At 59.9% G+C, this 24,468-nt stretch carries 24 protein-coding genes; 14 read left to right on the top strand and 10 right to left on the bottom strand.

Translation table 11 applies throughout. The features are described 5' to 3' along the window. Positions 1-116 precede the first annotated feature (116 nt). A complete protein-coding gene (ascF, locus tag ACTJJA_RS18855) occupies positions 117-1,568 on the top strand; it encodes a PTS cellobiose/arbutin/salicin transporter subunit IIBC (RefSeq protein WP_440668918.1) in 1,452 nt (483 codons plus the stop codon). Between the two features lie 18 nt (positions 1,569-1,586). Beyond that, positions 1,587-3,011 carry a 6-phospho-beta-glucosidase gene (locus ACTJJA_RS18850; protein ID WP_440668917.1) on the top strand — a complete coding sequence of 475 codons (1,425 nt, stop codon included), beginning with the start codon at positions 1,587-1,589 and terminating at the stop codon, positions 3,009-3,011. A gap of 66 nt (positions 3,012-3,077) precedes the next feature. Here ACTJJA_RS18850 and hycI read toward each other — a convergent pair whose 3' ends face one another. The 9 genes from hycI to hycA form a co-directional block, all read right to left on the bottom strand. Further along, positions 3,078-3,551, bottom strand: a complete 474-nt coding sequence (gene hycI, locus ACTJJA_RS18845) for a hydrogenase maturation peptidase HycI (protein ID WP_440668916.1) — start codon at positions 3,549-3,551, stop codon at positions 3,078-3,080. Beyond that, entirely contained in the window at positions 3,544-3,954 is a 411-nt protein-coding gene (locus ACTJJA_RS18840) for a formate hydrogenlyase maturation HycH family protein (RefSeq protein WP_032660335.1), read from the bottom strand. Before ACTJJA_RS18840 ends, hycI begins: the two co-directional genes overlap by 8 nt. Then, a complete protein-coding gene (locus tag ACTJJA_RS18835; RefSeq protein ID WP_063622348.1) occupies positions 3,951-4,718 on the bottom strand; it encodes an NADH-quinone oxidoreductase subunit B family protein in 768 nt (255 codons plus the stop codon). The genes ACTJJA_RS18840 and ACTJJA_RS18835 overlap by 4 nt, the downstream gene beginning before the upstream one ends. Beyond that, complete coding sequence (locus ACTJJA_RS18830) at positions 4,718-5,260, bottom strand: formate hydrogenlyase complex iron-sulfur subunit (RefSeq protein WP_010434471.1); 543 nt, start codon at positions 5,258-5,260, stop codon at positions 4,718-4,720. Before ACTJJA_RS18830 ends, ACTJJA_RS18835 begins: the two co-directional genes overlap by 1 nt. A gap of 9 nt (positions 5,261-5,269) precedes the next feature. Next, complete coding sequence (locus ACTJJA_RS18825) at positions 5,270-6,979, bottom strand: hydrogenase large subunit (protein ID WP_440668915.1); 1,710 nt, start codon at positions 6,977-6,979, stop codon at positions 5,270-5,272. Positions 6,980-6,994: 15 nt separating this feature from the next. After that, a complete protein-coding gene (locus ACTJJA_RS18820; protein ID WP_440668914.1) occupies positions 6,995-7,918 on the bottom strand; it encodes a respiratory chain complex I subunit 1 family protein in 924 nt (307 codons plus the stop codon). Between the two features lies 1 nt (position 7,919). Continuing rightward, positions 7,920-9,734, bottom strand: coding sequence for a formate hydrogenlyase subunit 3 (gene hycC, locus ACTJJA_RS18815; protein WP_440668913.1), 1,815 nt, complete (start codon positions 9,732-9,734; stop codon positions 7,920-7,922). Beyond that, a complete protein-coding gene (locus ACTJJA_RS18810) occupies positions 9,731-10,339 on the bottom strand; it encodes a 4Fe-4S dicluster domain-containing protein (protein ID WP_089601242.1) in 609 nt (202 codons plus the stop codon). The genes hycC and ACTJJA_RS18810 overlap by 4 nt, the downstream gene beginning before the upstream one ends. 72 nt (positions 10,340-10,411) lie before the next feature. Next, positions 10,412-10,876 carry a formate hydrogenlyase regulator HycA gene (hycA, locus tag ACTJJA_RS18805; RefSeq protein ID WP_440668912.1) on the bottom strand — a complete coding sequence of 155 codons (465 nt, stop codon included), beginning with the start codon at positions 10,874-10,876 and terminating at the stop codon, positions 10,412-10,414. Between the two features lie 211 nt (positions 10,877-11,087). On the opposite strand from hycA, the gene hypA reads away from it, so the two are divergent. The 10 genes from hypA (at position 11,088) to ACTJJA_RS18755 (ending at position 21,017) form a co-directional block, all read left to right on the top strand. Then, on the top strand, positions 11,088-11,438 hold the full coding sequence (hypA, locus tag ACTJJA_RS18800; protein WP_126816862.1) for a hydrogenase maturation nickel metallochaperone HypA: 351 nt from the start codon (positions 11,088-11,090) through the stop codon (positions 11,436-11,438). Positions 11,439-11,441: 3 nt separating this feature from the next. Continuing rightward, a complete protein-coding gene (hypB, locus tag ACTJJA_RS18795; protein ID WP_440668911.1) occupies positions 11,442-12,305 on the top strand; it encodes a hydrogenase nickel incorporation protein HypB in 864 nt (287 codons plus the stop codon). Beyond that, positions 12,296-12,568, top strand: coding sequence for a HypC/HybG/HupF family hydrogenase formation chaperone (locus tag ACTJJA_RS18790; protein WP_010434489.1), 273 nt, complete (start codon positions 12,296-12,298; stop codon positions 12,566-12,568). The genes hypB and ACTJJA_RS18790 overlap by 10 nt, the downstream gene beginning before the upstream one ends. Before the next feature lie 3 nt (positions 12,569-12,571). Then, positions 12,572-13,693 carry a hydrogenase formation protein HypD gene (gene hypD, locus ACTJJA_RS18785; RefSeq protein ID WP_440668910.1) on the top strand — a complete coding sequence of 374 codons (1,122 nt, stop codon included), beginning with the start codon at positions 12,572-12,574 and terminating at the stop codon, positions 13,691-13,693. Further along, positions 13,690-14,700 carry a hydrogenase expression/formation protein HypE gene (gene hypE / locus ACTJJA_RS18780; RefSeq protein WP_440668909.1) on the top strand — a complete coding sequence of 337 codons (1,011 nt, stop codon included), beginning with the start codon at positions 13,690-13,692 and terminating at the stop codon, positions 14,698-14,700. The genes hypD and hypE overlap by 4 nt, the downstream gene beginning before the upstream one ends. A 62-nt stretch (positions 14,701-14,762) precedes the next feature. Next, a complete protein-coding gene (gene flhA, locus ACTJJA_RS18775) occupies positions 14,763-16,835 on the top strand; it encodes a formate hydrogenlyase transcriptional activator FlhA (protein ID WP_440668908.1) in 2,073 nt (690 codons plus the stop codon). 152 nt (positions 16,836-16,987) lie between these two features. Further along, positions 16,988-17,986 (top strand): ABC transporter substrate-binding protein, encoded by a 999-nt coding sequence (locus ACTJJA_RS18770; protein ID WP_440668907.1) that lies wholly within the window; start codon positions 16,988-16,990, stop codon positions 17,984-17,986. Continuing rightward, positions 17,986-19,023: a FecCD family ABC transporter permease gene (locus ACTJJA_RS18765; protein WP_042717167.1), complete on the top strand. Its 1,038-nt coding sequence runs from the start codon at positions 17,986-17,988 to the stop codon at positions 19,021-19,023. Before ACTJJA_RS18770 ends, ACTJJA_RS18765 begins: the two co-directional genes overlap by 1 nt. Further along, complete coding sequence (locus tag ACTJJA_RS18760) at positions 19,023-19,784, top strand: ABC transporter ATP-binding protein (protein ID WP_010434502.1); 762 nt, start codon at positions 19,023-19,025, stop codon at positions 19,782-19,784. The genes ACTJJA_RS18765 and ACTJJA_RS18760 overlap by 1 nt, the downstream gene beginning before the upstream one ends. Before the next feature lie 15 nt (positions 19,785-19,799). Then, a complete protein-coding gene (locus tag ACTJJA_RS18755) occupies positions 19,800-21,017 on the top strand; it encodes an MDR family MFS transporter (RefSeq protein WP_440668906.1) in 1,218 nt (405 codons plus the stop codon). A gap of 8 nt (positions 21,018-21,025) precedes the next feature. On the opposite strand, the gene ACTJJA_RS18750 is transcribed toward ACTJJA_RS18755, so the two are convergent. Next, complete coding sequence (locus ACTJJA_RS18750; protein WP_214598222.1) at positions 21,026-21,370, bottom strand: nitrous oxide-stimulated promoter family protein; 345 nt, start codon at positions 21,368-21,370, stop codon at positions 21,026-21,028. Positions 21,371-21,545: 175 nt separating this feature from the next. On the opposite strand from ACTJJA_RS18750, the gene ACTJJA_RS18745 reads away from it, so the two are divergent. Both ACTJJA_RS18745 and mutS read left to right on the top strand, forming a co-directional pair. Beyond that, a complete protein-coding gene (locus tag ACTJJA_RS18745) occupies positions 21,546-21,776 on the top strand; it encodes a SymE family type I addiction module toxin (RefSeq protein ID WP_440668905.1) in 231 nt (76 codons plus the stop codon). 113 nt (positions 21,777-21,889) lie between these two features. Then, positions 21,890-24,451: a DNA mismatch repair protein MutS gene (gene mutS, locus ACTJJA_RS18740; protein ID WP_440668904.1), complete on the top strand. Its 2,562-nt coding sequence runs from the start codon at positions 21,890-21,892 to the stop codon at positions 24,449-24,451. Positions 24,452-24,468 lie beyond the last annotated feature (17 nt).

The raw sequence follows: 24,468 nt of genomic DNA, 5'->3' as shown, positions 1-24,468 counted from the left end.
TCATCACGAATGTGAAAAATGTACAAAAAGCGATCTTGTTTCATTCAAAGAAACTCATGATGATTATGTGAAACCGGTTTCCTACATTTCTCACAACGATAACAGGATCACATCCGATGGCCAAAAATTACGCCGCGCTGGCGAACGACGTTGTCAGCGCGCTGGGCGGCAAAGAGAACATTGTCGCCGTCACTCACTGCATGACGCGTCTGCGCTTCGTCCTGAAAGACGAAAGCCTTACCGATGCCGCGCGCCTGAAAAGCATCAGCGGCGTGCTCGGCGTGGTACGCAATGACAACCAGTGTCAGGTCATTATTGGCAACACCGTTTCTCAGGCGTACCGCGAAGTGGTGAGCCTGCTGCCAACCAACCTGCAGCCTGCCGTACCGGAAGGCCCGCAGAAGCTAACATTACGCCGCATCGGCGCCGGGATCCTCGACGCGCTTATCGGTACCATGTCTCCGCTGATCCCGGCGATCATTGGCGGCTCGATGGTCAAGCTGCTGGCGATGATCCTCGAGATGACCGGCGTGCTGGGCAAGGGCGATCCCACGCTGACCATCCTGACGGTCATTGGCGACGGCGCGTTCTTCTTCCTGCCGCTGATGGTGGCGGCCTCGGCGGCGGTGAAGTTCAAAACCAACATGTCGCTGGCGATTGCCATTGCAGGCGTGCTGGTGCACCCGAGCTTTATCGAGCTGATGGCGAAAGCCGCGCAGGGCGAGCACGTTGAGTTCGCCTTTATCCCGGTGACGGCGGTGAAATACACCTACACCGTCATCCCGGCGCTGGTCATGACCTGGTGCCTGTCGTACATCGAGCGCTGGGTGGATCGCATTACCCCGGCGGTCACCAAAAACTTCCTCAAGCCGATGCTGATCGTGCTGATTGCCGCCCCGCTCGCCATCGTGCTGATCGGCCCGCTGGGCATCTGGATCGGTAGCGCCATCTCCGCGCTGGTCTACACCATTCACGGCTATCTGGGCTGGCTCTCCGTCGCCATTATGGGCGCGCTGTGGCCGCTGCTGGTGATGACCGGGATGCACCGCGTGTTTACGCCGACCATCATTCAGACCATTGCCGAGACGGGCAAGGAAGGGATGGTAATGCCGTCGGAAATCGGCGCCAACCTGTCGCTCGGCGGCTCGTCGCTGGCGGTGGCGTGGAAAACGAAAAACCCGGAGCTGCGCCAGACGGCGCTGGCGGCGGCAGCCTCCGCCATCATGGCGGGGATCTCTGAACCGGCGCTGTACGGCGTGGCGGTGCGTCTGAAACGTCCGCTGATTGCGAGCCTGATCAGCGGCTTTATCTGCGGTGCGGTGGCGGGCATGGCCGGTCTTGCCAGCCATTCGATGGCGGCACCGGGGCTGTTCACCAGCGTGCAGTTCTTCGACCCGGCCAACCCGATGACCATCGTGTGGGTGTTTGGCGTGATGGGGCTGGCAGTAGTGCTGTCGTTTGTTCTGACCCTGATTCTCGGCTTTGAGGACATCCCGGTCGAAGACGAGGCCGAAAAAGCGCGCGCCCTGCAGACCGCACCGGTTCAGAACAAAGCAGCAGAAGCATAAATTGAAAGCGAGGTAAGAATGTCTGTTTTTCCACAAGGATTTTTATGGGGCGGCGCGCTTGCCGCCAACCAGAGTGAAGGTGCTTACCGTGAAGGCGGCAAAGGGCTAACCACGGTCGATATGATCCCGCACGGCGCGAATCGCCTGGCGGTGAAGGTCGGTAAGGAAAAGCGTTTCTCGCTGCGTGACGACGAGTTCTACCCGAGCCACGAGGCGATTGATTTTTACCATCGCTATAAAGAAGACATCGCCCTGATGGCGGAGATGGGCTTTACGGTGTTCCGCACCTCGATTGCCTGGAGCCGCCTCTACCCGAACGGCGACGAGCCGCTGCCGAACAAAGAGGGTATTGCCTTCTACCGCGCGGTGTTCGAGGAGTGCAAAAAGTACAACATTGAGCCGCTGGTGACCCTGTGCCACTTCGACGTGCCGATGCACCTGGTGACGGAGTACGGCTCCTGGCGCAACCGCAAGATGGTCGATTTCTTCGCCCGCTACGCCCGCACCTGCTTTGAAGAATTTAACGGGCTGGTGAAATACTGGCTGACCTTCAACGAAATCAACATCATGCTGCACAGCCCGTTCTCCGGCGCGGGGCTGGTGTTTGAGGAAGGTGAAAACGAGGACCAGGTGAAGTACCAGGCCGCGCACCACGAACTGGTGGCGAGCGCGCTGGCGACCAAAATCGCCCACGAGGTGAACCCGGAAAACCAGGTCGGCTGCATGCTGGCGGGCGGCAATTTCTACCCGTACTCCTGCAAGCCGGAAGACGTGTGGATGGCGCTGGAGAAAGACCGCGAGAACCTGTTCTTTATCGACGTGCAGGCACGCGGCAGCTACCCAGCCTACTCCGCCCGCGTGTTCCGCGAAAAAGGCGTGGTGATTGTGAAAGACCCGGGCGACGACGACCTATTGAAAAACACCGTCGATTTTGTTTCGTTCAGCTATTACGCCTCGCGCTGCGCGTCGGCGGACATGAACGCGGGCAATACCAGCGCGGCGAACATCGTGAAGTCCCTGCGTAACCCGCATATTCAGGTGAGCGAATGGGGCTGGGGCATTGACCCGCTCGGCCTGCGCATCACCATGAACATGATCTACGACCGCTACCAGAAGCCGCTGTTCCTGGTGGAAAACGGGCTAGGAGCGAAGGACGAGATCGATGCGAATGGCGAGATTAACGACGACTACCGCATCAGCTACCTGCGCGAGCATATCCGCGCGATGGGCGACGCGATTGAGGACGGCGTGCCGCTGATGGGCTACACCACCTGGGGCTGCATCGACCTGGTGGCCGCCTCAACGGGCGAGATGAGCAAGCGCTACGGGTTTGTGTACGTTGACCGGGACGACGCCGGAAACGGCACGCTGGACCGCAAGCGCAAGAAATCGTTCGGATGGTATAAGAAGGTGATTGCGAGTAACGGGTCGGATCTGGAGTAGCCTGTGCTTACCCCTCACCCTAACCCTCTCCCCACGGGGGAGAGGGGACAAAATACACCCTCTCCCCTATGGGGAGAGGGCCGGGGTGAGGGGTTCAAACCCACCGTCCCCAACCCACTCCGCAAGCCGTGAATAGACCACGTCCACCGCCTCTTTCACCGGCGGCGTCATCGGGTAATAAAACCCGACGATGTCCGGCTGAATGCCCAAAAACAGCACCTCGCCCACGTCGTCTTTAATCTGATCGACCAGGTAGTTCAGCGGCATATTGTGCGTCGTCATCATAAACATCTCGGCGATGTCTTCCGGGTCAATCAGGCGGATCTCACCGGGGTTGAGCCCCATATCGGTGGCATCGACGATTAACAGCCTCTCCGGACGCATCTCGCGAATGGCGACCACATCGGTTTCCGGCGCGCTGCCGCCGTCAATCACTACCCAGCTGCCCTGCGGGTTCGTGGCGCACATCTCTGCGAGCAGGGGGCCCGCGCCGTCGTCGCCCATCATGCTATTGCCAACACACAGTAAAACGTCAGTCACGTAATCTCCTCACCATCAGGTAGATGGCGCTCTCCTGATGAATATCGTGCAGCATGCCGAGCAGCGTTTTGCTCCACGCCTGCTGCTCGGGGGTTTGCCTGCTCAGCGCCGCGTCAAAGGCGTTGGCGAGCATCGCAATGTGGTTGGCGTCGATGACGATCTCGCCGTACTTCGGCACGCCCTCCATTTTGCGCCGCGCCGTGCTGCCCTCCTCCAGCGTGGCGATCCACGCCAGGTACTCGGGCCACGGGCAGCTTAACGCCGCCTCCAGGCAGTCGATCACCCCGAGGTGGTGCCCAATCGCCAGGCTGTAATAGACCACCTGCTGCGCCGCATCCGGCGTGGCATCGTTCTCATCAATAAACTTACGGCTCAGCTGGCTGAACACCACCGTTTCACTCATCGGATACGCGCCTCATCCACAATGCTGTTCAGGTTCGCCACGATCTCATTGAGACGCGGATCGTTTTCCGCCTCCAGCCAGCGCGCCACCTGATGGTCGCCCTGGCTCAGCAGGCGCAGATAATCGTCGGCAATCTGACGCCCGTAACGGTAGCCTGCCAGCCTGCGCGCCGTGCGGTCGACCTTCACCCGCAGCGGCTGCACCATGTCCGGGTGCAGGATGGCCGCAGGCTGGTTATCCAGCTCGCCCGGCTCGCGCGCATGGATTTTCTGCTCCAGCAGGCCGAGCGCCATCGCAAAGCCGTACAGCGTCGCGGCGGGCGTCGGCGGGCAGCCCGGGATGTAGACGTCCACCGGCACGATTTTGTCGGTGCCGCCCCAGACGCAGTACAGGTCGTGGAAGATGCCGCCGCTGTTGCCGCAAGCCCCGTACGAGATGCAGATTTTCGGGTCCGGCGCAGACTGCCAGGCGCGCAGCGCGGGGGATCGCATGGCGCGTGTCACTGCCCCGGTGAACAGCAGGATGTCCGCATGGCGCGGAGACGGCACCACCTTGATGCCGAAGCGCTCAGCGTCAAACAGCGGCGACAGCGTGGCGAAGATCTCAATCTCGCAGCCGTTGCAGCCGCCGCAGTCCACGCGGTAGACGTAGGCCGAGCGTTTGATTTTTTTTAGCAGCGACGCCTTCATGCTGGCGATGGATTCGTCCACCGTCATCGGCACCGGAATGCCGTTTGCGTCGCGCGGGCCGAGTAAATTGTCCATCAGCTGGCCTCTCTCATATGGCGGGTGATATCAATGCGGTCGGACGGCAGCAGGCACTTCTGACGCTTGCACTCCGGGCAGGTTTCAAAGCTTTCACGGTGATGCTCCGCGCGGGCGTCGCCGTTGTGCTGCAGCAGCGCGATGGCGTAGTCGATCTCTTTCTGCACGGCGAACGGGCGTCTACAGACGCGGCAGCTGCACAGGTCAAAGCGCGACTGCTGCAGGAAGTCTTCTTTCTTCCACACCGCCAGCTCGAATTCCTGCGACAGACGAATGGCCACCGTCGGGCAGACCTCCTCGCAGCGGCCGCAGAAGATGCAGCGCCCGAGGTTAAACTGCCAGGCCAACTCGCCGGTTTTGAGATCCGTTTCCACCGTCAGGGCATTCGACGGGCAGGCGTTGACGCAGGCCGCGCAGCCGATGCACTGCTGCGGATTGTGCTCCGGCTTGCCGCGAAAGTTTTTATCCACCGGCATCGGCTCCAGCGGATAACGGCTGGTCTGCGTGCCGGTTTTGATCACTTTTTTGATAAAGGTAAACATGGCGAGTCCTTATTTCAGCGGCGAGTTTTTACGCTCGATGCTGTAGCGCTCAAGCTCTTTGTAAGGCACCACCTGGCTTTTCTTCTTGCGCACGTCCACGACGGTCATGCGGTCGGTGCAGGAGTAGCACGGGTCGAGGCTGCCGATGATCAGCGGCGCATCGGAAACCGTGTTGCCGCGCAGCATGTAGCGCAGGGTTGGCCAGTTGGCATAGGTGGCCGCGCGGCAGCGCCAGCGGTAGAGCTTCTGGTTGTCGCCGGTCATGCTCCAGTGAATGTCGTCCCCGCGCGGCGCTTCGGCAAAGCCGAGGGCAAAGCGGTTCGGGATGTAGGTGAAACCCTCCACCATCAGCGGTCCGCCCGGCAGGTTATCGAGGCCGAAGTCGATCATATTCAGGGCGGTGAACACCTCGTTGATGCGCACCTTCAGGCGGGAGATGACGTCGCAGCCCTGCTCGCTGTGCACGGTCATCGGCAGCAGGCCGTAGCCGACAAACGGGTGATCGGCGCGGGTATCGCGGGCGTGGCCGCTGGCGCGCACCATCGGGCCGACGTTGCTGAAGTCACGGGCGATTTCCGGGTCAAGGCGGCCGATGCCGACGGTGCGCTGCTCGATGTTTGGCGTGCTGAGCAGCATGTCCACCAGCTCCTGCACGTCGCGGCGCATCTGCTGCGCCAGCAGGCGGGTCTGGATCATGTCGTCCTTCAGCAGGTCGCGGCGGATCCCGCCAATCAGGTTCAGACCGTAGGTTTTACGCGCCCCGGTGAGGATCTCCGCCATCTTCATCGACGCCTCGCGCACGCGGAAGAACTGCATAAACCCGGAGTCAAAACCGACGAAGTGGCAGGCCAGGCCGAGGTTCAGCAGGTGCGAGTGCAGGCGCTCCACCTCCAGCAGAATGGCGCGGATCATCTGCGCGCGCTCCGGCACCACGATCCCCATGCCGTTTTCCACCGAGGTGGTGTAGGCGGTGCTGTGGGCGAAGCCGCAGATGCCGCACACGCGGTCAGAGAGGAACGTCACTTCGTTGTAGCCCATGCGGGTTTCCGCCAGCTTTTCCATGCCGCGGTGGACGTAGAACAGGCGGTAGTCGGCGTCGATAATGTTTTCGCCGTCGACGAACAGGCGGAAGTGGCCCGGTTCGTCGGAGGTGACGTGCAGCGGGCCAATCGGCACCACGTTGTTCTTCTTGCTGCCCAGCTCGTTGATGAACTCGTAGGTTTCGCTGTCGGTGGTCGGCGCCGGGCGCTGGCGGTAGTCCATGCTGTCTTTGCGCAGCGGGTAGAGTTCATCCGGCCAGTCGTCCGGCAGCACCAGGCGGCGCTCGTCCGGCAGGCCGACCGGCACCAGGCCGTACATGTCGCGCACCTCGCGCTCGCCCCAGACGGCGGCAGGCACGCGCGGCGTGACGGACGGATATTCCGGCTTATTTGGGTCAACTTCGACGCGCACGGTCAGCCAGCACTTTTCGCTCTGCTCCATCGACATCACGTAGTACACCGCATAGCTGCCGCACAGCTGGCGTTCGTCGTTGCCGAACAGCACCGACAGCCAGCCGCCCTGCTGGTAATAGAGGAACTCCACCACTTCCGGCAGGTAGTTCACCTTAATGGTGACGGTTATCTGGTCTTTGGTTTGCCAGGACTCCTCCAACACCACGCCGGGGAAAGCCTGATGCAACGCGGCGAGATACTGCTGACCTTTCTTTTCTTCAGACATAAAAACTCTCTTTAATCACGCCACCAGCAAGGAGACGAACGCTAAAAATGCAAAACCAAAACCGGCCCAGGTGATGCGCGAGGTTTCGACAAAACGCAGGCGCGCCATGCTGTTTTCAAACAGGGCAATCACCAGCACGCCGACCAGCAGCTTGAGGGCGGCAATCACGACGGCCAGCACCAGACCGCCCGCGGAGAAGTGCGTCATCTGCCCCCACGGGAAGAAGACGCCGACAAACATCTGCAGCACCACCAGCTGTTTGAGGCTGATGCCCCACTTCAGCACCGCAAAGCCGTAGCCGCTGTATTCGGTGAGCGGCCCTTCCTGCAGCTCCTGCTCGGCTTCCGCCAGATCGAACGGCAGTTTGCCCATCTCGATAAAGGTGGCGAACGCGCAGGCGCAGAGCGCCAGCACCAGCGGGATCGAGTGCGTCACAGGCCAGTGATAAACGGTGTCGGTGATAAAACTGATATGGGTTGAACCCGCGACCTGCGCGGCGACCCACAGCCCCAGCAGCAGGATCGGCTCAACCAGCACGCCCAGCATCGCCTCGCGGCTGGCACCGATGCCGGTAAATGGGCTCCCGGTATCCAGGCCCGCAATCGCAAAGAAGAAGCGGGCGATGGCGAAGAGGTAGATAAGCGTAATCAGATCGCCAAGCACGGGCAGCGGCGACGCCACCGTGACCACCGGCAGCGCGGTGGCGATGGTCAGCATCACGCCCACCATCACGAACGGCGTCAGGCGGAAGACCCAGCCTGCGGCATCCGGAGCCACGCTCTGACGAGAAAGCAGTTTGAAGAGATCGCGATACTCCTGGAGCACCCCGGGCCCGCGACGGTTGTGCATTCGGGCGCGTGCCACGCGCGTGATGCCCGACAGCAGCGGCGCAGCGGCGAACAGGACCAGCGCCTGAAGAATGGCCAGTAACAAACTCATGTCAGGCTCCTCGTGAAATCACAATGATCACCAGCACCGCCAGTTCGATCAGCGCCAGACGACGGAACAACACGGGCGCGGCGGCACTCTGCCAGCCCGGCACCCAACCCTTCGGATTCAGCCAGTGGCGCAGCTTCAGCACGACGGCGAAGTTCTCCTTCACCGGCATGGCGAAACCGTGGGCGGTGATAACCATCGACTGTTCGTGTTCGTAGCCGCAGGCCCACGCCGCCCCGCGAGAGCGGGAGGCAAGGCGGTCGCGCCTGAAGAACAGCATCAGCACGAACGGCAGCAGCGGCGCGGCAATCAGCAGAAGCGCCATCATCGGCTGGGATACGACGGTATGCGCCGTCGCGAGCGGCAGTGGAATAGCGTTACCCAGCAGCGGCAGCAGCCACGGCGCGGCGACACCACCCGCGATGCAGCACAGCGCCAGCGCGACCACGCTCACGCCCATCAACACGGGCGCGCAGCAGGCGTTTTCCGCTTCGCGGGTGCGCGGCGCGCCGAGGAAGGTCACGCCGTAGACTTTCGCCATACACATCACCGCCAGCGCCCCGGTAATCGCCAGCCCGACCGCCAGCAGCGGGCCGAGCAGGCGTGCAATAAAGACATCGCTCTGGCCGAGCGCGAAGAAGGACTGATAGATCACCCACTCCCCGGCAAAGCCGTTCAGCGGCGGCAGCGCGGCCATTGCCATCAGCCCGACCAGCATCGCCAGTGAAATCACCGGCATCTTTTTGCCAATCCCGCCCAGCTTTTCAATATCCCGATGGCCGGTGCGAAACCAGACGCTTCCCGCGCCGAGGAACAGGGTGCTTTTAAACAGGCTGTGGTTGACGAGGTGATAAAGACCGCCGATAAACCCGGCCGCGATCAGCGCAGGATGATTGAGTGCCAGCCCGGTCACGCCCGCGCCCATTCCGAGCAGGATGATGCCGATGTTTTCCAGCGTGTGGTACGCCAGCAGGCGCTGGATGTTGTGCTCCATCAGCGCGTACAGCCCGCCGACGAACGCGGTGATCATACCGGCAATCAGCAGCACGACGCCCCACCACAGCGGCGGTTGGCCGCCGGCCAACGTGATGCTCAGAATACCGAACAGTCCTACCTTCATGACGACGGTGGAAAACAATGCAGCGGCAGGTGCAGAGGCATTGGCATGCGCCTGCGGCACCCAGCCGTGCAGCGGGATGATTCCGGCCAGCAGGCCAAAGCCCACAGTGCCGAGCAGCCAGACGTCATTCCCTAGCGGATGCCCGTTGAGCGCAGCGAAGTCTAGCGTGCCGAAGCGTTGCCACACCCGCCAGCAGGCCAGCGCCAGCAGCAGCGTGCCGAGGCGTCCCAGCGCAAACCACAGCTTGCCGGAGGCGCTACAGCCCGTCAGGAACACGCCGCACAGCGCCATGATCTCCGCCATCACCACCAGCGCGCCGAGGTTGCTGGCGATAACGGTACAGACCGCCGTTGCCATCAGCAGGTTAACCAGCAGGCCGTTGGCTTTGGCGTGCGCATGGCGGTGCCAGTCGATATTGAACAGGCTGATAAACAGTCCGCACAGGCCAAAGGTCACCAGCCAGATGGCATTCAGCGGAGTAATAGCCACGGTATGACGAATCAGCGGCATGAGTGTTTCAACAGATTGCCCGCCGATCAGAACGACACCGCCCGCAGCGAGCGTCATCACGCTACCGACCGCCCCGCCGATACCGGCGATCCCACCGCTCAGGGTTTTATGGAAAGAGAACACCAGCGCCAGCACGGCGGCGGCAGTGAAGCACGCCACGGCGCTGTTAATCATGAATATCGCGTTCATTTCGCCCCCTCGTTAAGCGCCTGCAAAAGCGAAAGATCGCCAAAATCGCTGTTGATGGTCAGCTCGCGCTTGCGTTTGCTGGTGCGGGCGATGTCGCGAATGTTGACCAGAATCAGCGCCCTGGTCGGGCAGGTGCGCACGCAGGCCGGACCCTGTTCGTCAAAGCTGCACAGATCGCATTTCACCGCGACGGCGCGGATGCCGGGCACCCAGTCCAATAGCGTGCTCACCTTCGCCGGAGCGGGTGGTGCGGGCGGCGCTTTCGGGGTATTTGCGTTTGCCGGAATATGCAGTGGGCGGCTGCCGGAAAATTCAATCGCGCCGAACGGGCAGGCAATGCCGCACAGTTTGCAGCTTACGCACAGGCTTTCGTTGAGCTGGACAGCGCCATCAACGCGGGTGATGGCATTCACTGGGCAGACACCCGCGCACGGGGCATCTTCACAGTGGTGGCAGAGCTGCGGAGCAGACTCTTTTTCATTACGCATGACGCGCAGACGCGGCATGGACTGCAGCCCGTGCAGGCGGTGGGTTTCCGAACACGCCGCCTCACAGGTTCGACAGCCAATACAGACCGTCGAGTCAGCAATTACAAAACGGTTCACCGGGCAATCCTCAGGTGATGGTCATTTTTGACGAAGAAAAACTGTCTTATCGACACTTTCGACACTTGGTGATCAGGCAACGTTTGCGGAGGTATTTCCCGCCGTCAGCTGCTTCAGATCGACCGGCAGGTCGTGCTCAACCGCGGTATAAAGCCCGTTATAAACCGGCGCGATTTTCTCCAGATAGTGCTCGAGCACCTGCTGGCGATCGCGGTTGCTGACGTAACCATCGACCATGCCGTCAGCCATCAACTGCGCTTGCGCAATACATTGTTTTTCACCCTCTTTGTTCTCAACAAAGTACTCAATGGTGTGGCTGTTAAAGCTGTCCGCCAGGGTGACAAAGACCGTGAAGTGGCCAAAAAGGACAAAGCGCATATCGCCCTGCGCCGCGCAGCTCATCGCATGGTGCAGACGGGCTTTTGACAGGGTGATCCCCTGAACCAGAGAGTTGCAGTAGAGGTGCCACTGATCCTGGAGCTGCTGATGACGCTGCGCGATGTAATCCGCTTTTTCGCTGATTTCCCAAATAGTCATAAAAGGTATCCGGTTAATGGAGATAGCGGCTGTTAAGCAGATTCCATGCCAATTTTTAAGATTATGAAATATATGACTTTTAACTCTTAGCGCACTGTCAACCGCGCGGTGTCGACGTGTCATTTCGACAGTGTTGACACCGTCACGCCTTAACAGAAATCAAGCTGGCACCGTTATTGCATTCAATGGCGCAATTCATTGAGGAGGCGTCATGCACGAAATCACCCTCTGCCAGCGGGCCCTGGAGCTTATCGAACAGCAGGCAGTGCAAAACCACGCGAAGCGCGTCACCGGCGTCTGGTTGAAGATCGGGGCGTTTTCCTGCGTCGAGACCAGCGCCCTGACCTTCTGTTTTGAGCTGGTGTGTCGCGGCACGCTGGCAGAAGGCTGCGAGCTTCATATTGAAGAGCAGCAGGCGGAGTGCTGGTGCGGGCAGTGTCAGCAGTACGTGACCCTGCTGTCATCAAAGGTTCAGCGCTGCCCGCAGTGCCAGAATACCGGGCTGCGGATCGTGGCGGACGACGGTATGCAGATCCAACGCCTCGAAATTGAGAAGGAGTAATGTATGTGTAGCACCTGCGGTTGCGCCGAAGGCAACCTGTATATCGAAGGGGATGAACATCGTCCTCATTCCGCGTTTCGCTCCGCGCCCTTTTCACCGGCTCCGCGTCCTGCGGCGACGCTGACGGGTATCACCTTTGCGCCGCAGCAATCCCCTGCGGGCGATCTGCACTACGGCCACGGCGAAGCGGGTACCCACGCGCCGGGCATGAGCCAGCGCCAGATGCTGGACGTGGAGATCAACGTACTGGACAAAAATAACCAGATTGCCGCCCGCAACCGCGCCCGCTTTGCCGCCCGTCAACAGCTGGTGCTGAACCTGGTGTCCAGCCCCGGCTCCGGCAAAACCACGCTGCTGACCGAAACCCTCAAACGCCTGAACGAACGCGTTTCCTGCGCCGTCATTGAAGGCGACCAGCAAACCGTTAACGACGCGGCGCGCATTCGCGAAACCGGCACGCCGGCGATTCAGGTCAACACCGGCAAAGGCTGCCATCTGGATGCGCAGATGATTGCCGACGCCACGCCGCGGCTGCCGCTGGCGGATAACGGCATCCTGTTCATTGAAAACGTCGGCAACCTGGTCTGCCCGGCGAGCTTTGACCTTGGCGAACGGCATAAAGTCGCGGTGCTCTCCGTCACCGAAGGGGAAGACAAACCGCTGAAGTACCCACATATGTTTGCCGCCGCCTCCATCATGCTGCTGAACAAGGTCGACCTGCTGCCGTACCTGAATTTCGACGTGGATAAATGCCTGTCCTGCGCCCGGGAAGTGAACCCGGACATTACGATCCTGCTGGTCTCCGCCACGCGCGGCGACGGGATGGATGCATGGCTGAACTGGCTGGAGAGCGAACGATGTGCATAGGCGTCCCCGGACAAATTCACACCATCGACGGTAACCAGGCCAAAGTTGAAGTCTGCGGCATCCTGCGCGATGTCGATCTCACGCTGGTGGGCAGCAGCGATGAAACGGGCGCATCGCGTCTCGGCCAGTGGGTGCTGGTCCACGTGGGGTTTGCCATGAGCGTGATTAACGAAGCGGAAGCCCGCGATACGCTCGACGCCCTGCAAAACATGTTCGACGTGGAGCCTGACGTGGGCGCGCTCCTGTACGGCGAGGAGCGATAGCACATGCGTTACGTTGATGAATACCGCGCGCCGGAACAGGTGATGCAGCTTATCGGGCACCTGAAAACGCGCGCGGCGCTGCTGGACTACACCAAAGAGAGACCGCTGCGGATCATGGAGGTGTGCGGCGGACACACGCACGCCATCTTCAAATTTGGCCTCGACCAGCTGCTGCCGGAAAACATCGAGTTTATCCACGGCCCCGGCTGCCCGGTCTGCGTTTTGCCGATGGGGCGTATCGACAGCTGTATAGAGATTGCCAGCCAGCCCGACGTCATTTTCTGCACCTTTGGCGACGCGATGCGCGTGCCGGGGAAAAATGGCTCGCTGCTGCAGGCGAAAGCGCGCGGGGCCGACATCCGGATCGTCTACTCGCCGATGGATGCCCTGACGCTGGCAGCGGATAACCCCGCGCGCAAGGTCGTGTTTTTTGGCCTGGGGTTTGAAACCACCATGCCCGCCACCGCCATCACGCTGCAGCAGGCTAAAGCGCGTAGCGTCGATAACTTTTTCTTTTTCTGCCAGCACATCACGCTCATACCCACGCTGCGCAGCCTGCTGGAGGAGCCGCAAAACGGCATTGACGCCTTTCTGGCACCGGGCCACGTCAGCATGGTGATTGGCACAGACGCCTATGGTTTTATCGCTGAACAGTACAATCGTCCGTTAGTGGTGGCTGGTTTCGAACCGCTTGATCTACTGCAAGGCGTAACCATGCTGGTTGAGCAGAAAATAGCGGCCCTGAGCGCGGTGGAAAATCAGTATCGCCGCGTGGTGCCCGATGCGGGTAATGAACGAGCGCAGCAGGCGATAGCCGACGTGTTTAGCGTTGAGGGCGACAGCGAATGGCGCGGTCTGGGGGTGATTGCCGAATCCGGCGTGCGCCTGACGCCCGCGTATCAATCCTTCGATGCAGAGGCGCATTTTCGCCCGCAGCCACAGCAGGTGTGTGACGATCCGCGCGCGCGCTGTGGTGAGGTACTCACCGGCAAATGCAAACCTCATCATTGCCCGTTATATGGCAATACCTGTAACCCGCAAACCGCGTTTGGCGCACTGATGGTCTCCTCCGAAGGAGCCTGCGCCGCGTGGTATCAGTTCCGCAATCAGGAGTGTGAAGCATGAACACGGTTGAAATGGCGCACGGAAGCGGTGGTCAGGCGATGCAGCAGCTCATTAATCAGCTGTTTATGGAAGCATTCAACAACCCCTGGCTCGCCGAGCAGGAAGACCAGGCGCGCATTGACCTGTCAACGCTCACCGCTCACGGTGACAGAGTGGCGTTTTCGACCGACAGCTACGTGATCGACCCACTGTTCTTTCCCGGCGGTGATATCGGCAAGCTCGCCATTTGCGGTACGGCCAATGATATCGCCGTCAGCGGCGCGGTTCCGCGCTACCTCTCCTGCGGGTTTATTCTCGAAGAGGGGTTACCGATGGCAACGCTTAACGCGGTAGTGAGCAGCATGGCGCAGACCGCACGCGAGGCGGGCATTGCTATCGTCACCGGTGATACCAAAGTGGTCCAGCGCGGCGCGGCGGATAAACTTTTCATCAATACTGCAGGAATGGGGGCGATACCGGCCGACATTCACTGGGGAGCGCAGCAGCTTGGCGCAGGCGACGTGCTGATCGTGACCGGAACGCTGGGCTGCCACGGGGCAACCATTCTTAACCTGCGCGAAGGCTTAGGTCTGGACGGCGAACTGCGCAGCGACTGCGCGGTACTCACACCGCTGATTCAAACCCTGCGTACCCTTCCGGGCGTAAAAGCCCTGCGGGACGCCACCCGAGGCGGCGTGAATGCCGTCGTGCACGAGTTTGCGGCAAGCTGCGGATGCGGCATTGAGCTGACCGAGCGCGATCTGCCCGTCAAGCCTGCCGTGCGCGGACTGTGCGAACTGCTGGGACTTGATCCGCTTAACTTTGCTAACGAAGGTAAACTGGTGATCGGCGTGGAACGTACCGCTGCAGAAGCGGTGCTTGAACAGCTTCGCGCCCATCCCTCAGGAAAAAACGCCGCTATCATTGGCGAAGTGGTTGAGCGCAAAGGGGTGCGCCTGGCCGGGCTGTATGGCGTTAAACGCACGCTGGATCTGCCGCACGCGGAACCCTTACCCCGAATTTGCTAGAACCGCGCCATAAGCGGTCAGCACTGAATCTCTTTTTTTGCCAGTTTCTATTGGAAAGCAATATGCCGTATACACCGATGAGCGATCTTGGACAGCAGGGCCTGTTTGACATCACGCGCACACTTTTACAGCAGCCCGATCTCGGCGCGCTGAGCGATGCCCTTACCCGGCTGGTCAGGCAATCGGCGCTGGCGGACAACGCCGCGATTGTGCTGTGGCATAGCGGAACGCATCGCGCGAGCTACTACTCGACGCGTGATAACGGCAAAGCGTTTGAGTATGAGGACGAAACGTACCTCGCGCATGGCCCGGTGCGCCGTATACTCTCCCGGCCTGAAGTGCTGCACTGCAATTTTGCGGAGTTCAGGATGGCGTGGCCGCGACTGGCACAGAGCAATCTCTATCAGCCTTTCGGCCATTACTGCATGTTGCCGCTAGCGGCAGAGGGTCAGATTTTTGGCGGCTGCGAGTTTATCCGCACGACCGACCAGCCCTGGAGCGAGGCGGAGTACGAGCGCCTGCACACCTTTACCCAGATAGTGGCCGTGGTGGCTGAGCAGATCCAGAGCCGCGTCACCAACAACGTGGATTACGACCTGCTGAGCCGCGAGCGCGACAACTTCCGCATTCTGGTCGCCATCACCAACGCCGTACTGTCGCGCCTCGACATGGATGAGCTGGTCAGCGAAGTCTCGAAAGAGATCCACCACTATTTCAAAATCGATGCCATCAGCATTGCGCTTCGCGGCCATCGCAAGGGCAAGCTGAACATCTACTCCACCCACTATCTTGATGAGGCCAATCCGGCGCATGAGCAGAGCGAGGTCGATGAGGCCGGTACGCTCTCCGAGCGGGTGTTTAAAAGCAAAGAGATCCTGCTGCTCAACCTGAACGAACAGGATCCGGTGGCGCCTTACGAGCGAATGCTGTTCAACACCTGGGGCAACAAAATTCAGACCCTGTGCCTGCTGCCGCTGATGTCCGGCAACACCATGCTGGGCGTGCTGAAGCTGGCGCAGTGTGAGGAAGGCGTATTCACCACCGCCAACCTGAAGCTGCTGCGCCAGATTGCCGAGCGTATCTCCATCGCGCTGGATAACGCCCTCGCCTACCAGGAGATCCACCGCCTGAAAGAGCGGCTGGTGGACGAAAACCTCGCCCTGACCGAACAGCTCAACAACGTGGACAGCGAGTTTGGCGAAATCATCGGGCGCAGCGACGCCATGTACAGCGTGCTCAAGCAGGTTGAGATGGTGGCGCAGAGCGACAGCACGGTGCTGATCCTCGGCGAAACCGGTACGGGTAAAGAGCTGATTGCCCGCGCTATCCATAACCTGAGCAACCGCAACAGCCGCCGGATGGTGAAGATGAACTGCGCGGCGATGCCTGCGGGACTGCTGGAAAGCGATCTGTTCGGCCACGAACGCGGGGCCTTTACCGGGGCCAGCAGCCAGCGGCTGGGCCGCTTTGAGCTGGCGGACAAAAGCTCGCTGTTCCTCGACGAAGTGGGCGATATGCCGCTGGAGCTGCAGCCGAAGCTGTTGCGCGTCCTGCAGGAGCAAGAGTTTGAGCGGCTTGGCAGCAATAAGCTGATTCAGACCGACGTGCGGCTGATTGCCGCCACCAACCGTGACCTGAAAAAAATGGTCGCCGACCGCGAGTTTCGCAGCGATCTCTATTACCGCCTGAACGTCTTCCCGATCTTCCTGCCGCCGCTGCGCGAACGCCCGGAAGATATCCCCCTGCTGGTCAAAGCGTTTACCGCGAAGATTGCGCGGCGGATGGGCAGGAACATCGACAGCATCCCCGCCGAGACGTTACGCACCCTCTCGTCGATGGAGTGGCCGGGCAATGTGCGCGAACTGGAAAACGTTATCGAGCGCGCGGTGCTGCTGACGCGCGGGAACGTTCTGCAGCTTTCTCTGCCCGAAATCTCCCTGCCGGACGAAACCCTCGTTGCGGCAGAAGTGGCGCAGAACGGCGAAGATGAGTATCAGCTGATTATGCGCGTGCTGAAAGAGACCAACGGCGTGGTGGCCGGGCCTAAAGGTGCCGCCCAGCGCCTGGGGTTAAAACGCACTACCCTGCTGTCGCGCATGAAGCGGCTTGGGATTGATAAAGAGAGCCTGGTTTAAGTCCGCATTCCGGCGGTGTTTTCTGACACCGCCTTTCGTTACCCTGCGCAATTGTCCCTCATTGACACCAAATCGTTTCCTCTGTATAAAATTCCGCCTTAATAATGAGTTTCATTTGCAACAACAATAATATTAATGAAGGGTAGCGTTTAATGAAAAAGGTCATCTGCGCGTTAGGCCTGGCGATTGCGTCGGTCGGTTCTGCTCTGGCAACCACATATCCCCTGACGATTGAAAACTGCGGGTATAAAGAGACGTTCACCAAAGCGCCGGAACGCGTCGTGGCCCTGGGTCAGAATACCGTTGAGATCCTGCTTCTGCTGGGTCTGGAAGATAAGGTTAAAGCCAGCGCCTTCTGGCCGACCAAAGTGCTGCCGCAGCTGGCTGAAAAGAATGCAAAAATCAAAACCCTGACGGTAGAAATCCCGACGCTGGAATCCATCCTTTCGCAAAACCCCGATTTTGTTCCTGCCCAGCTTCCTCTGCTGCTCGGGCCGGAAAGTAAGGTCGCAAAACGTGAAGATCTGGCCACCGTCGGCGTGAACAGCTATTTATCACCAGGCATGTGCGCCACCAAAAAGGCTGCAGGCGATATGTACGGCAGCCGCCAGACGCTGTGGGATATGACGTATCTTTATAAAGAGATTGAAGATTTCGCGAAGATTTTCAACGTTGAAGCGCGCGGCCAGGCCGTCATTGCCGATTTCAAAAAACGCGAGGCCGACCTGCGTCAGGAATTTGGTAAAAACAAAAAAGATCTCTCGTTTGTCTTCTGGTTCTCAAGCGCCTCGCCTTCGGCGGATGCCTATGTCGGCGGGAAAAACAGCGCCTCCGGTTTTATTGCCAACGTGCTGGGCGGCCATAACGCCATTACCGCTGAGACCGAATGGCCAACCGTTGGCTGGGAAAGCATTATCGCCGCGAACCCGGACGTGATTGTTGTCTCCAGCCTGGATCGTAACCGCTGGGCGCTGGATAACGCGCAAGAGAAAATCAAATTCCTGAAAAGCGATCCCGCCGTCAGCCAGCTGGACGCGGTGAAGAAAGGCCATATCGTGGTGATGGACGGCCAGGCTATGAACCCGACAATCCGCACGATTTACGGCGCTGAACAGGTGGGCGAGCAGCTCAGAAAGCTGGGGCTGAACTGATGACGGCAGCCGTACTTCAGGCCCGACAGGGCCTGTTCCTGACCACCTCTGCTCTGCTTGCCGTCGTCCTGCTGTTGCTAGTGATCGCCCTCGGCGTCAGCGTCGGCGAGCTGTCGATTCCGCTGTCCAACGTCTTTTACGCTATTGGCAATAAGCTGGGGCTGACCGACGTTCCGCTCAACCGCATCTATGAGAGCGTGATCTGGGACTTTCGCCTGAGCCGCGCGCTGGTGGCGGCCTGCTGCGGGGCGGGGTTAGCCATCTGCGGCGCCGTGCTGCAAAGCCTGCTGAAGAACGCGCTGGCGGAACCTTACGTGCTCGGCGTGTCGGCGGGTGCGTCAACCGGTGCGGTGTCGGTCGTCGTATTAGGGATTGGCACCGGCGCGGTGTCGCTCTCTGCGGGCGCGTTTGCCGGGGCGTTTGCCGCCTTTGCGTTTGTCGCCTTCCTGACGAACGGCGCGCGCGGCGGCAATGAACGCACCATTCTGGCGGGCGTAGCCGCCTCACAGCTGTTCAACGCCATTACCGCCTATACCATCAGCACCTCCGCCAGCGCGCAGCAGGCGCGCGACGTGATGTTCTGGCTGCTGGGCAGCTTCAGCGGCGTACGCTGGCCGGAATTCCAGCTGGCGCTGGTGGTCGTGCTGGCGGGCCTGGCCGTCTGTCTTTACTATTCCCGGGCGCTGGATGCGTTCACCTTCGGTGACGATGCCGCCGCCTCTTTAGGCATTGCCGTACCCTGGGTGCGTCTTGCCTTGTTCACCACCACCGCACTGATTACCGCGACCATCGTCAGCATGGCGGGCTCAATCGGCTTTGTGGGTCTGGTGGTGCCGCACGTCATGCGCTTCCTGTTCGGGCCGCTGCACCGCACGCTGCTGATTGCCAGCGCGCTGGCGGGCGCAATCCTGATGGTGCTGGCCGATATCGCCTCGCGCATGCTGATAGCCCCACAGAGCCTGCCCGTCGGCGTAGTCACCGCGCTGGTGGGCGTGCCGTTCTTTGCCGTAATTATCTACCGTTCAAGGAATAAGTGATGAGCATCTGCGCTGAAAATATTACCTGGAAGGTAGGCAAAAAGGTCATCGTCAACGGCGTCTCGCTGAAGGTTTCACGCGGCGAAACGGTAGGCCTGCTCGGCCCTAACGGCTGCGGAAAATCGTCGCTTTTGCGCATTCTGGCAGGCCTGCGTCGCCCGGACAGCGGCAGCGTTACCCTGGACGGTCAGGACATCTCCCGCATCGCCAAAAAGCAGCTGGCGCGCCGCGTGGCATTCGTTGAGCAGCACGGCATGACCGATGCCAACATGCGCGTGCGCGACGTGGTGAAGCTCGGGCGCATTCCGCACCACTCCCCTTTTTCGAACTGGAGCGCGCAGGATGACGAAACCGTCACTGCCGCCTTGCAGCGTGTCGATATGCTGGACCGCAGCGAGCAGGGCTGGATGAGCCTGTCCGGCGGAGAACGGCAGCGGGTGCATATCGCCCGCGCGCTGGCGCAAACGCCAACCGAAATCCTGCTGGATGAACCCACCAACCACCTGGACATTCACCATCAGATGCAGCTGATGCATCTCATCAGCGAGCTGCCGGTGACCAGCATCGTCGCCATTCACGATCTTAACCACGCCTCGATGTTCTGCGATTCGCTGATCGTTATGCAAAAAGGGCAGATCGTCGCAACCGGCACCCCGCAGGCGATCCTGTCGGAGGAGCTGCTATGGGACGTTTTCAGAGTGAAAACCAAAATTGAGATCTCGCCGTACCATGGTAAAAAGCACATTCACTTTATTGTGTAGAGCCGAGTAAACAGCATGCCATTGCGCCCTGCCGCCACCCTCTGGCCGCCCGTTCTGCTGGGCAGCCAGTTTGTTTTCAACATTGGCTTTTATGCCGTTGTGCCCTTCCTGGCGATATTCCTGCGCGATGACCTGCTGCTTTCCGGCGGGCTGATCGGGCTGGTGCTTGGTCTGCGCACGTTTTCGCAGCAGGGGATGTTTATCGTTGGCGGTGCGCTGTCGGACCGCTACGGCGCGAAAATCGTTATCCTGAGCGGCTGCGTCATCCGCGTAGCGGGTTATCTGCTGCTGGCCTTCGGGCAATCGCTGTGGCCTATTATTCTCGGGGCGTGTCTGACCGGCATCGGCGGCGCGCTCTTCTCGCCCTCCATTGAAGCGCTGCTGGCGAAAGCGGGAACGCAAAGTGAGGCAAAAGGTAAACGGAGCCGCGCAGAGTGGTTTGCGCTCTTTGCCGTTTGCGGAGAACTGGGCGCGGTGCTGGGCCCGATTGCGGGTGCCCTGCTGACGGGGCTTGGCTTTCGTCAGGTTGCGCTGGCCGGCGCCGGCGTGTTTGTTGTCGCGCTCGCGGTGCTCTACTTCTGCCTGCCGGCTGCCCGCCATAGCCAGCGTCCGCTCGCTATTCAGCCCTGGTGGACAACGTTTCGCCAGACGCGATTCGTCGCCTTTATCATCGCCTACAGCTCGTGGCTGTTTAGCTATAACCAGCTCTACCTGGCGCTACCGGTGGAGATCCAGCGCTCCGGAGGCAGCGAGAAAGATCTGGGCCCACTGTTTATGCTGGCCTCGGTGCTGATCGTCGCGTTTCAGCTTCCTCTTGCGCGTGTTGCAAGGCGGATCGGCGCGGTCAGAATTTTGCCCGTGGGCTTTTTGCTGCTCTCTGCGGCCTTTGCCAGCGTGGCGCTGTTTGCCGCAAAGGAGCCGCCGGAAGGCTGGCTGCGGCTGTTGCCCTCTGCGAGCATGGTCACGCTGTTAACGCTGGGGCAGATGCTGCTGGTGCCATCGGCAAAAGATCTCATCCCCCGCTTCGCCGAGGAATCGACGCTTGGGGCCCACTATGGCGCACTCTCAACCGCCGGGGGCATTGCGGTACTGGCAGGAAACCTGCTGTTTGGCAGCCTGCTGGATCGCGCGCTGGTGCCCTCGCTGGAGGCCGTTTATCCCTGGCTGCTGCTGGCCATTTTCCCACTCTGCAGCGCTGTCGCCTTGCATATTATCTGTCGACCGCTTCGGTAATAAATACGTTACGTTTTCGGACGATACTTTTGCGGCAACGCCGGTACTGGACGACGATCGTCAATCAAATGACGAAGAGTCAGAATCGGATGACGCCACAGCATTCTCGGCCCCGCCCAGCGCATCACCTGCTTCATCTCTTCTCGCTTCGCGGGCTGGTAGCAGTGAATGGGACACTGTTTACAGGCCGGCTTTTCTTCCCCAAACGCACATTTATCGAGGCGCTTATCGGCATAGGCCCTAAGCGCCTGATAATGCCCTTCGTCCTGAGAAGCCTGCGGGCATTGCTTTTCATACAACGCGATCATCTTCGCGATGGTCTCTTTTTCTCGTGATATGCGTTTACCTGACATAACGGTTCACCGAATAATAACGTGCATTGATAATACATTTTTAAGCACTGGATTTCAGTTGTTGCATCCCGTTTTCTGAAGCCTGATTCCAGTTTTAGCCCTGCATCTCCCGACAATCACTGGTATTTTATACAGGCATCAGAAATGACCTTTGTCCGTGTTGCCGGGAGACCCTATGCAAGAGAGAGCGATCAGCAAACCCTATCGCCATTTAAAAGTGGGATATTTTAGAAAGCGCCATGAAGACCGCAATACCAAGATACCGAAGCGTTATAGCGTGCATGCGGCGCTGAGCTTAAAAGGTGACTGGCTTGAACAGGCGGGGTTTACCACTCATTCCCGGGTCAGAGTGGGCGTGGAGCACGGTAAAATCATCATCGAGCTTATGTTGGAAGGCACCTCGTAAAGCGACGACATTTTTCTGCGCCGTACCTTTTTTTCATGCGACAATAGAGGGAACAAACGGCCACTGAGCCGCTCAAAACGGTTTATTTTCAAAGAAATGGACATCATAACTCCATGAGCACAATCGACAATTTCGACGCACATACGCCGATGATGCAGCAGTATCTAAAGCTGAAAGCACAGCATCCTGAAATCCTGCTGTTTTACCGTATGGGCGATTTTTACGAGCTGTTTTATGACGATGCCAAACGTGCATCGCAGCTGCTCGACATCTCGCTGACCAAACGTGGCGCATCGGCAGGCGAGCCCATTCCCATGGCTGGCATCCCGCATCACGCGGTAGAAAATTACCTGGCGAAGCTGGTGAATCAGGGTGAGTCCGTTGCCATCTGCGAACAGATCGGCGATCCGGCAACCTCTAAAGGTCCGGTTGAACGCAAAGTCGTGCGCATCGTCACGCCCGGCACCATCAGCGACGAAGCGCTGCTGCAGGAACGCCAGGATAACCTGCTGGCCGCGCTGTGGCAGGACGGGAAAGGGTTTGGCTATGCGACGCTGGATATCAGCTCCGGGCGTTTTCGCCTGAGTGAACCGGCTGACCGTGAAACGATGGCTGCCGAATTGCAGCGTACTAACCCGGCAGAGCTGCTCTACGCCGAAGATTTCGCTGAAATGGCGCTGATTGAAGGTCGTCGTGGTCTGCGTCGTCGTCCGCTGTGGGAATTCGAAATTGATACTGCGCGCCAGCAGCTCAACCTGCAGTTTGGCACGCGCGACCTGATTGGCTTTGGCGTGGAAAACGCCCCGCGCGGACTGTGTGCGGCAGGCTGCCTGCTGCAATATGTAAAAGATACCCAGCGCACTGCCCTGCCGCATATCCGCTCTATCACCATGGAGCGTCAGCAGGACAGCATCATCATGGACGCCGCCACGCGCCGTAACCTGGAGATAACCCAGAATCTGGCGGGCGGCGTTGAAAACACCCTGGCTTCCGTCCTCGACAGTACCGTTACGCCGATGGGCAGCCGCATGCTTAAGCGCTGGCTGCATATGCCGATTCGCGACACCAATACGCTTATCGGCCGCCAGCAAACCATCGCCGCATTGCAGGACAGTTACACCGAATTACAGCCGGTACTGCGTCAGGTGGGCGATCTGGAGCGTATCCTCGCCCGTCTGGCTCTCCGTACGGCACGCCCGCGCGACCTCGCACGTATGCGCCATGCTTTCCAGCAGCTGCCGGAACTGCGCGCTCAGTTGGGCAACGTCGACAGCGCACCGGTGCAAAAATTGCGCGAAACGATGGGCGAGTTCACCGAGCTCCGCGAACTGCTTGAGCGCGCCATCATCGATGCGCCTCCGGTTCTGGTGCGCGATGGCGGCGTGATTGCCCCCGGATATAATGAAGAGCTGGACGAGTGGCGCGCGCTGGCAGACGGCGCAACGGACTACCTTGATAAGCTGGAGATCCGTGAACGCGAGCGTCTGGGTCTTGATACCCTGAAAGTGGGCTATAACGCGGTCCACGGCTACTACATTCAGATCAGCCGCGGGCAGAGTCACCTGGCGCCGATTCACTACGTGCGCCGCCAGACGCTAAAAAACGCTGAGCGCTACATTATCCCCGAGCTGAAAGAGTACGAGGACAAAGTTCTCACCTCGAAAGGAAAAGCGCTGGCGCTGGAAAAGCAGCTGTATGACGAGCTGTTCGACATGCTGATGCCGCACCTGGCCGATCTGCAGCTAAGCGCCGCCGCGTTGGCCGAACTGGACGTGCTGGTCAACCTTGCTGAACGCGCTGAAACGCTGAACTATACCTGCCCGACCTTTACCGACAAGCCCGGCATTCGCATTACCGAAGGGCGTCATCCGGTGGTGGAGCGCGTGCTGAACGAACCGTTCATCGCTAACCCGCTCAGCCTGTCGCCGCAGAGACGCATGCTGATCATTACCGGACCGAACATGGGCGGTAAAAGTACCTATATGCGTCAGACGGCGCTGATTGCGCTGCTCGCGTATATCGGCAGCTACGTCCCGGCGCAAAACGTGGAGATTGGCCCAATCGACCGCATCTTTACCCGCGTCGGTGCTGCGGACGATCTGGCGAGCGGTCGCTCAACCTTCATGGTCGAGATGACCGAAACGGCCAACATTCTGCATAACGCCACCGAGCACAGCCTGGTGCTGATGGACGAAGTCGGTCGCGGAACGTCTACCTATGATGGTTTGTCCCTGGCGTGGGCCTGTGCGGAAAGCCTCGCGAATAAAATCAAGGCTATGACGCTGTTTGCGACCCATTACTTCGAACTGACGCAGTTGCCGGAGAAAATGGAAGGGGTGGCGAACGTGCACCTTGATGCGCTGGAGCACGGCGAAACCATCGCCTTTATGCACACGGTGCAGGATGGCGCGGCGAGCAAGAGCTATGGGCTGGCTGTAGCGGCGCTGGCAGGTGTACCGAAAGAGGTGATCAAGCGCGCGCGACAGAAACTGCGCGAGCTGGAAAGCCTGTCGCCGAACGCGGCGGCGACGCAGATAGATGGTACGCAGATGTCGCTGCTGGTGCCTGCGGAAGAGACGTCGCCAGCCGAGGAAGCACTGGAGAATCTCGACCCGGATTCCCTGACGCCGCGTCAGGCGCTGGAGTGGATTTACCGGTTGAAGAGCCTGGTTTAGTTTTCTGCAGTCTGTTT

It is taken from the genome of Enterobacter sp. 22452, from assembly GCF_052045065.1.
Classification (GTDB): Bacteria; Pseudomonadota; Gammaproteobacteria; order Enterobacterales; family Enterobacteriaceae; genus Enterobacter; species Enterobacter mori.
This window is presented reverse-complemented; position numbering and strand designations above follow the sequence as displayed.